The organism is Stutzerimonas stutzeri SDM-LAC, assembly GCF_000235745.1.
Lineage (GTDB): Bacteria > Pseudomonadota > Gammaproteobacteria > Pseudomonadales > Pseudomonadaceae > Stutzerimonas > Stutzerimonas stutzeri_H.
On the sequence record NZ_AGSX01000065.1, the window covers coordinates 1 to 8,320 of the forward strand.

An 8,320-nucleotide genomic window follows, 5' to 3' on the forward strand; every position below is an offset into this window, starting at 1 on the left:
TTGTTCTGGCCCGGCTCGCGGCGAACCAGGCCTGAGCGTCATGACTGGATCGGCGCACGCCCGGTCGAAGCGTGAGCCAGGGCTGGATCGCGCCGTCCTGCGCCGCGAGCAAGGCCAGTGCTCCGGCCATAATCGTATGCAAACGGTTCGCGTCAGCTGGCTGTCGATAGGAAATACGCAAATCTCGGCCTATCCTGAGTGCGACGCGACGGAAGGCCAGTCGAACAGCAGGAGAACAAGAGCAATGCGGGCGTTTACTTCATCAGCTCTATGGATCTCGCTGGCACTTTTCGCGGTCCCGACTAGCGCCACCGAGTGGAAATTTGTCACCGAGGACTTCCCTCCCTTCACGTATGCCTTCGAAGGCATTAGCCATACCGACTCAGGCATACACCAGGCAAATGGTCCACTGGTCGAGATCGTGCAGGCCGTCTGCAAGCATCTACACCGAGATTGCACGATCCTGGTTCATCCATGGCGGCGAGCACTGCGACTCGCCGAACAGGGCGAAGTCGATGGCATCTTCACCGTCGTTCGCACGCCACAACGCGAGCAAGCCTTCCATATCACCCGCATGCTGGTTACTTCGCGCTACAGCGTGTTCGCCCGCGGCACCAGCTCTTTCATATACAGCCAGCCGCGCGATCTGGCCAGCCGGATGATCGGGGTCTATGGGCCTTCTGGTACCTCTTACCTGCTTTCTCAACGCATCAAACCGGTCGCTGGGGTGGACATCCAACTGATCGCGAACAATCGCCGCTTGCTGAATATGCTCGACTCGGGGCGCTTCGGCGAAGAGGGCCTGGCTGTGCTTAACCAGGACGTGGCTTGGCATCTGATCGAAGAAGAACGACTCGATGGGCTGCGTGAAGCGGGCCAGTTCGCGGCGGTTTCCTATGGAATCGGCCTGTCGCGCAAGCGCATCAGCGAAAGCCAGTTCGACGCGTTTGAACAGGCGCTGGATGCACTGATAGCAGACGGCACCGTACCCGAAATCCTGCGTCGCCATCAGTTGGAACCCGCTTACTGAGGTGCCGCAGCGGTTGGTGAGCACAGGTTGCTTCTGAGCTTTCCCGCCCTTCACGCAGCGACGAATTCGCCTCGACCCGTCTATCGAGTGAGCAAATTCCACCGAACCAACGTCTATCCTTCTGATATCACTTCGCTTCGGGAGCCACCGCGCGTTTCCGTCCCACTCGCCAGCCAGAGGCTAGAAAGACACATGGAAGCAGACAAAAAGCTACCCAAGTCCATCATCCTGTTCCCTGTATTCGTCCCCGCAGTGATCGTTACGTTGCTGCTGGTGATCGGCACGATCAGCAATCCGGAGCTGGCCGGCGAGGTGTTCAGCTCCACGCTGGCCTTCATCACCACCAACTTCGGCTGGTTCTACATGCTCTCGGTGGCGTTCTTCCTGGTGTTCATCGTCGGCATCGCCATGACACCCTGGGGCAGCATCAAACTGGGGCCGGACCACGCCGAGCCGCAGTACAGCTTCCCGGCCTGGTTCGCCATGCTGTTTTCCGCAGGCTACGGCATCGCGCTGCTGTTCTTTGGCGTCGCCGAACCCGTGCTGCACTACGCCTCACCCCCGGCTGGCGCGGCGGAGACTGTCGACTCCGCCAAGCAGGCGATGCAGATCGCGTTCTTCCACTGGGGCTTCCACATCTGGGCCATCTACGGGCTGACGGGGCTGGTGCTGGCTTATTTCTCGTTCCGCCACGGCTTGCCGCTGTCCATGCGTTCGGCGCTCTACCCGATCATTGGCGAGCGAATTTATGGCCCGATCGGTCATGTGGTGGATGTATTCGCCATTCTCGGCACCTTGTTCGGCATCGCCACGACGCTCGGTTTGTCGGTCACTCAGATCAATGCCGGCATCAACTACCTCTGGCCGTCGATACCGATCAGCATCAACGTGCAGATCATCGCCATCGCGATCATCACCGGCCTTGCAATCTGCTCGGTGGTCGCCGGTCTCGACAAGGGCGTGAAGAACCTGTCGCTGCTGAACATGATCCTGGCGATCGGCCTGATGCTGTTCGTCTTTCTGGTCGGTCCGAGTATCTTCATCCTCGAAACCTTCCTGCAGAACACCGGCAGTTACCTGAACAACATCATCGAGCGCACGTTCAACCTCCAGGCCTATTCGCGAAGCGACTGGATCGGCAACTGGACCTTGTTCATCTTTGGTTGGACTATCGCCTGGTCGCCCTTCGTTGGTCTGTTCATCGCCAAAATCAGCCGTGGCCGGACCATCCGCCAATTTGTCTTCGGTGTGATGTTCGTGCCGACCATCTTCACCTTTCTCTGGTTCTCGGTGTTCGGCGATACCGCGCTGCATCTGATCATGGTCGAGGGCTATACCTCGCTGATCACGGACGTACAGGCGGATAACGCCATCGCGCTGTTCAAGCTCTTCGAGCTGTTACCGATGACGTCCATCGCCTCGTTCCTGGCGGTGGTGTTGATCATCACCTTCTTCGTCACCTCGTCCGACTCCGGTTCGCTGGTCATCGACTCCCTGGCGGCAGGCGGCGCGAGCCTCACGCCGGTCTGGCAGCGGGTGTTCTGGGCCAGTATCGAAGGCGTGGTCGCCGCTGCGCTGCTTTTGGCAGGTGGGCTCAGCGCCCTGCAGACCATGACCATCGCCAGTGCTTTGCCGTTTGCCATCATCATGCTGATTGCGGCACTGGGCATGTGGCGCGCGCTGGTGATCGAAGGGCACCATGAAACCAGTCTGCAAAATCATATGCAGAGCAGCCGACTGGCCAGCAACGCCGGCCCGGGTCTGTGGAAGAAGCGCCTGGCCGGCCTGGTCAGCTTTCCCGATCGCGAGCAGGTCGATGCATTCATGGCCAGCACCGTGCTCAAGGCCATGCGCCGCGTGCAGCGCGAACTCGGCGGCCAGGAATGGACGGCCGAGGTGCACGCCGACGAAGCCAATTCGCGGGTGTATCTGGAAGTAATCAAGGAGGATCAGGTGGATTTCGTCTATGAGATCCGCGCGGTCGGGTACGCCATGCCAGCGTTCGCCCTGTCCGAGGGGCCGGACACGGATGAGCAGTACTACCGCGCCGAGGTCTTCCTACGCCGCGGTGGCCAGCACTACGACATTTACGGCTACGACCAGGCCGACATCATCAGCGACATACTCGACCAGTTCGAAAAGTACCTGCACTTTCTGCACATCTCGCCCGGCAGCCTGCCCTGGAAAATGGGCGAGCATGACGAGATGCTCACTGGCGATCCCGATCAGCCCAAGAGCGACCCAACTTAACCGCGGTTCAAACGATATCCGGCCGGATAATTTTTGTCCGAGCCGGATGCCATAACCGGCAAGCAACGTCAATTTCATCTATATAGATAAGGGCACATTGGCCTCGGCAGAGGAAGTGACCGGCCGGTCACTGCGCTCGGGGCCGCGCCGCGCTTGGCGCATGCCCCCTCCCATGCTAGGTTTGCGCCTCGCCAGGACGGCGAGCAGTTGGCCGGAGCGCAATTTACATAGAAACGAGCCAGGCAATGACCAGGTTCGAGAAGAGGAAGCTCTATGGCTGAGGCCATACCTGCACTGGAAATCCGCAATCTGCACAAGCGCTACGGCGATCTGGAAGTTCTCAAGGGCATCTCGTTGACCGCCCGCGACGGCGATGTCATCTCGATCCTCGGCTCGTCCGGCTCAGGAAAATCAACCTTCCTGCGCTGCATCAATCTGCTGGAAAATCCCAACGAGGGCGAGATCATCGTCGCGGGTGAGCAGCTGCGCCTAAAGCGCGCCAAAGACGGCGATCTGGTCGCCGCCGATGCCAAGCAGATCAACCAGATGCGCAGCAAGCTCGGCTTCGTGTTCCAGAACTTCAATCTCTGGCCGCACATGAGCGTACTCGACAACATCATCGAAGCGCCACGCCGTGTGCTGGGCCAGAGCAAGGCCGAAGCCACCGAAACAGCCGAGGCGCTGCTGGCCAAGGTCGGTATCGCCGACAAGCGCCACGTCTACCCGAACCAGCTTTCCGGTGGCCAGCAGCAACGGGCCGCGATTGCACGGACCCTGGCGATGCAGCCGCAGGTGATCCTGTTCGACGAGCCGACCTCGGCACTCGACCCGGAAATGGTACAAGAAGTGCTTGCGGTGATCCGGTCACTGGCCGATGAAGGCCGGACCATGCTGCTGGTCACCCATGAAATGAACTTCGCCAAACAGGTCTCCAGTGAGGTGGTTTTCCTCCATCAAGGCCTGGTCGAAGAGCAAGGAACGCCGGAGCAGGTGTTCGACAATCCCCAATCGGCACGCTGTAAACAGTTCATGTCCAGCCATCGCTAATGGAGCAACACATCACATGAAAAGCTATAAGAAGATTCTGCTGACTGCCGCCGCCACCCTCATGCTTGGCGCCAATGCCTTCGCCGCTGAAAAACTGCGCATCGGCACCGAAGGCGCCTACCCTCCGTTCAACCTGATCGACGCCAGCGGCCAGGTCGTGGGCTTCGACCTCGACATCGCCCACGCGCTGTGCGCCAAGATGGAAGTGGAGTGCGAAGTGGTGACCTCCGATTGGGACGGCATCATTCCTGCCCTGAACGCCGGCAAGTTCGACTTCCTCGCCGCTTCGATGTCCGTCACCGAGGAACGCAAGAACGCCGTCGACTTCACCGACCACTACTACACCAACAAGCTGCAGTTCGTGGCGCCTAAGTCGGTCGACTTCAAGACCGACGAAAGCTATCTGGAAGGCAAGACCATCGGCGCTCAGCGGGCCACCATCGCCGGCACCTGGCTCGAAGACAACATGGACGACGTGGTCGACATCAAGCTTTACGACACCCAGGAAAATGCCTACCTCGATCTGGCTTCCGGCCGCGTCGACGGCATCCTCGCCGACTCGTTCGTGCAGTGGGAATGGCTCAAGAGCGATGCTGGCAAGGACTTCGAGTTCAAGGGCAAGCCGGTGTTCGACAACGACAAGATCGCCATCGCCGTGCGCAAGGGCAACGATGAGCTGCGCCAAAAGCTGAACAAGGCGCTGGCTGAAATCCGAGCCGATGGCACCTACGAGAAGATCAACGCCAAGTACTTCCCTTTCGACATCTACTGATCCGTCTGAATCAAAGCCCGGCCGCCAATAATGGTAGGCCGGGCTTTGGTGTTTGAGCCTATATGATTCCCGACCTTCATGGATTCGGTCCGGCGCTGATCGCCGGTACCTGGATGACCATTCAGCTGGCCCTAGCATCCCTGGCCCTAGGCCTGGTGCTCGGCTTGCTCGGCGCACTTGCCAAGACATCGCCATACGCCACCCTGCGCTGGGTGGGCGGCACTTATTCGACCATCGTTCGCGGCGTTCCCGAGCTGCTCTGGGTCTTGCTGATCTATTTCGGCACCATCGGCCTGGTACGCGGCATCGGCGAGCTCTTCGGCATCGAGAACCTGGCGCTGAGTCCGTTCGCGGCCGGTACTATTGCCCTCGGCCTGTGCTTCGGCGCTTACGCCACAGAGGTGTTCCGCGGCGCCTTGCTGGCTATTCCCAAAGGCCATCGCGAAGCCGGTCTGGCACTGGGCCTGGGCAAACGGCGGATATTCCTGCGTTTGATCCTGCCACAGATGTGGCGCCTGGCGCTGCCCGGCCTGGGCAACCTGTTCATGATCCTGATGAAGGACACCGCGCTGGTTTCGGTCATCGGCCTGGAAGAGATCATGCGCACCTCGCAGATTGCCGTCACCGCCAGCAAGGAGCCCTTCACCTTCTTCGTCGTCGCAGCCCTGATCTACCTGGGTCTGACCGTGATCGCCATGACGGGCATGTACTTTCTTGAACGACGTGCCGGTCGCGGCTTTGTCAGGAGCGCCGCATGAGCTGGGAATTGTTTATCAAGTGGCTACCGGACTTTCTCGAAGGCGCCTGGCTGACGCTGCAGTTGGTCGGTGTTTCCGTGGTGGCCGGATTGTTTCTTGCGCTGCCGCTGGGCATCGCGCGGTCCTCGCGCCTGCTTGCAGTGCGCGCGCTGCCCTATGGCTACATCTTCTTCTTCCGTGGCACGCCGCTGCTGGTGCAGCTGTTCCTCGTCTACTACGGCATGGCCCAGTTCGAGGCGGTTCGGGAAAGCTGGATGTGGCCGTTCCTGCGCGATCCTTACTGGTGCGCAATCATCACCATGACCCTGCACACCGCCGCCTATATCGCGGAGATCCTGCGCGGCGCGATTCAGAACGTACCGGCAGGTGAAGTCGAGGCCGCCCGCGCGCTAGGCATGTCGCGCTATCAAGCACTGCGCCACATCATCCTGCCCCGCGCCACCCGCATCGGTCTGCCAGCGTATAGCAACGAAGTGATCCTGATGCTCAAGGCCAGCGCCCTGGCGAGCACCATCACGCTGCTGGAGCTGACCGGCATGGCGCGCAAGATCGCGGCGCGCACCTACATGCATGAAGAGATGTTCCTCACTGCCGGCCTGATCTATCTGATCATCGCGTTCGTACTGATGCAGGGCTTCAAACTGCTCGAGCGCTGGCTGCGCGTCGACGCCTGCCAAGGGCGCTGAACCGGTACAGCGCCCACCTGAGCCCGCGGTCGCTCTGCGTCGCGGGCCGCTCAACGAGGCACCAGCACTCGCCCTGCGCTTGCCGCCAGCCAGCCAGCCAGCCAGCCAGCCAAAGTCATGCTGGCCTGTCTGTGGGATCACTGAGCAGCATCCGGGTCTCAACACACCACTCCCTTGCCAACGAGAAAGCCCATGCCCGTCGACATTCAGCGCATCGAAAAGGACCAACTCGCCTGCTGGCGCCTTCGTCATGGAGACGCAGAAGTGATCGTCGCCGAGCAAGGCGCCCAGGTCCTCAGCTATCGCCAGGGCGATGCGACGCCGATCATCTGGCTCAGCGAGGAAGCTGCATTTCAAACCGGCCAGGCCGTACGGGGTGGCGTGCCGGTCTGCTGGCCCTGGTTCGGCGATCTGGCGCGCAACCCGCAGTCGGTTCAAGACAGCTACCAAGGCGGCCAGCCCGCGCCGGCACACGGGCTGGTGCGCAATATCGACTGGGTGATGGCGCGCAGCGAAAGCAACCCCGGCAGCGTCAGGCTGCTGTTTAGCTGCAACACCCATCCTGACCTGCCCGGCTGGCCGCATGCTGTCGAGCTGAGTCTGCAGGTCTGCCTGGACAGCAAGGGCTTGCACCTGTCACTGACCAGTCACAACCACGGCGACAAGGCAGTTGCACTGTCCCAGGCCTTGCACAGCTACTTCGCCATCAGCGACATCCGTCAGGTCACGGTCGAGGGCCTGGACGGGCGTCCCTATATCGAAACCCTGGAAGACTGGCAGCAGCGACAGCAACAGGGCGATCTGGCATTCGACGGCGAGACCGACCGCATCTATCTGGATCTGCCTCCGAGGTTGAGCCTGCGCGACTCAGGCCTCAAGCGACGGATCATGCTCGAGACGCAAGGCTCACGCTCAGCCGTTCTGTGGAACCCCTGGATCGCCAAGGCACAACGGCTGTCTCAGTTCGCTGATGATGCCTGGCAACGCATGCTGTGCATCGAAACGGCGAACGTCATGGACGATGTGGTTCAGCTCGAGCCCGCCGCAAGTCACACGCTAAGCGTCTCGATCAGCGTCGAAACGGCCTGACTCGTCCAGCAGCGTGCCGCTGCCCCAGATCCGGGCAACCAGACGCATTGAATCTATACTGCAAGCGAGCGCCATCCCCATCCAATCGATGACAGCGGGCTGATGCAAGCCTGCCGGCCAGTTGCGATGCTCTGGAGGACTTTGCCATGGAAGCCACCCCACTAAGGACCGACCTCACCAACCCGTGCCGCCTCTGCATCAGCCCGGTTCTGATGCGCCATGAACGCTGATTTCGACATCCTGCTGGCCGGGGGCGGGCACAGCCACCTTGGGGTGCTGCGCCAGTGGGCCAGCCGCGACCGCCCAGTGGGCCGGATCGGGCTGGTCTCTGCCGAGCCCCACGCCTGGTACTCCGGCATGATGCCCGGCCTGGTCGCCGAGCATTACCAGACACGCGACTGCCGCGTCGGACTGCCCAAGCTGTGCGCTGCAGCCGAGGTGGAGTTCATCCAGGGCACGCTGGTGGCACTGCTCCCCGAAACGCCAGAACTGCTCCTGGCGACCGGCGCGACGTTGCGCAGCACCTGGCTGTCATTGAACCTGGGTTCCCTGCCCTGGCTGCCGGAGCAGACCGATGACGGCATGGAGTTGCTCTCGGTTAAACCATTCGCCGACTTCATCCGCCGCTGGCAACAGTGGCAGGAGATTCCCGAATCCGTGGGCATCGTCGGGGGCGGGGCAGCTGGCG

The 8,320-nt window shown here is 61.2% G+C and carries 7 protein-coding genes and 1 pseudogene; all 8 read left to right on the forward strand.

Translation table 11 applies throughout. From position 1 onward, the window contains the following. The first annotated feature begins 244 nt into the window (after window positions 1-244). Window positions 245-1,030 carry a substrate-binding periplasmic protein gene (locus PSTU_RS0107605; RefSeq protein ID WP_019340443.1) on the forward strand — a complete coding sequence of 262 codons (786 nt, stop codon included), beginning with the start codon at window positions 245-247 and terminating at the stop codon, window positions 1,028-1,030. 192 nt (window positions 1,031-1,222) lie between these two features. Beyond that, the gene (locus tag PSTU_RS0107610; RefSeq protein WP_019340444.1) at window positions 1,223-3,280 is read left to right on the forward strand and encodes a BCCT family transporter; all 2,058 of its coding nucleotides are present in this window, start codon (window positions 1,223-1,225) and stop codon (window positions 3,278-3,280) included. A gap of 273 nt (window positions 3,281-3,553) precedes the next feature. Next, a complete protein-coding gene (locus PSTU_RS0107615) occupies window positions 3,554-4,327 on the forward strand; it encodes an ABC transporter ATP-binding protein (RefSeq protein WP_019340445.1) in 774 nt (257 codons plus the stop codon). 16 nt (window positions 4,328-4,343) lie between these two features. After that, window positions 4,344-5,099: an ABC transporter substrate-binding protein gene (locus tag PSTU_RS0107620; RefSeq protein WP_019340446.1), complete on the forward strand. Its 756-nt coding sequence runs from the start codon at window positions 4,344-4,346 to the stop codon at window positions 5,097-5,099. 62 nt (window positions 5,100-5,161) lie between these two features. Then, the gene (locus tag PSTU_RS0107625) at window positions 5,162-5,857 is read left to right on the forward strand and encodes an ABC transporter permease (RefSeq protein ID WP_019340447.1); all 696 of its coding nucleotides are present in this window, start codon (window positions 5,162-5,164) and stop codon (window positions 5,855-5,857) included. Further along, on the forward strand, window positions 5,854-6,543 hold the full coding sequence (locus PSTU_RS0107630) for an ABC transporter permease (RefSeq protein WP_019340448.1): 690 nt from the start codon (window positions 5,854-5,856) through the stop codon (window positions 6,541-6,543). The genes PSTU_RS0107625 and PSTU_RS0107630 overlap by 4 nt, the downstream gene beginning before the upstream one ends. A gap of 192 nt (window positions 6,544-6,735) precedes the next feature. After that, window positions 6,736-7,632, forward strand: coding sequence for a D-hexose-6-phosphate mutarotase (locus tag PSTU_RS0107635; protein WP_019340449.1), 897 nt, complete (start codon window positions 6,736-6,738; stop codon window positions 7,630-7,632). A 219-nt stretch (window positions 7,633-7,851) separates the two neighbouring features. Then, window positions 7,852-8,320: pseudogene (locus tag PSTU_RS0107640) on the forward strand (pyridine nucleotide-disulfide oxidoreductase); the annotation flags it as partial.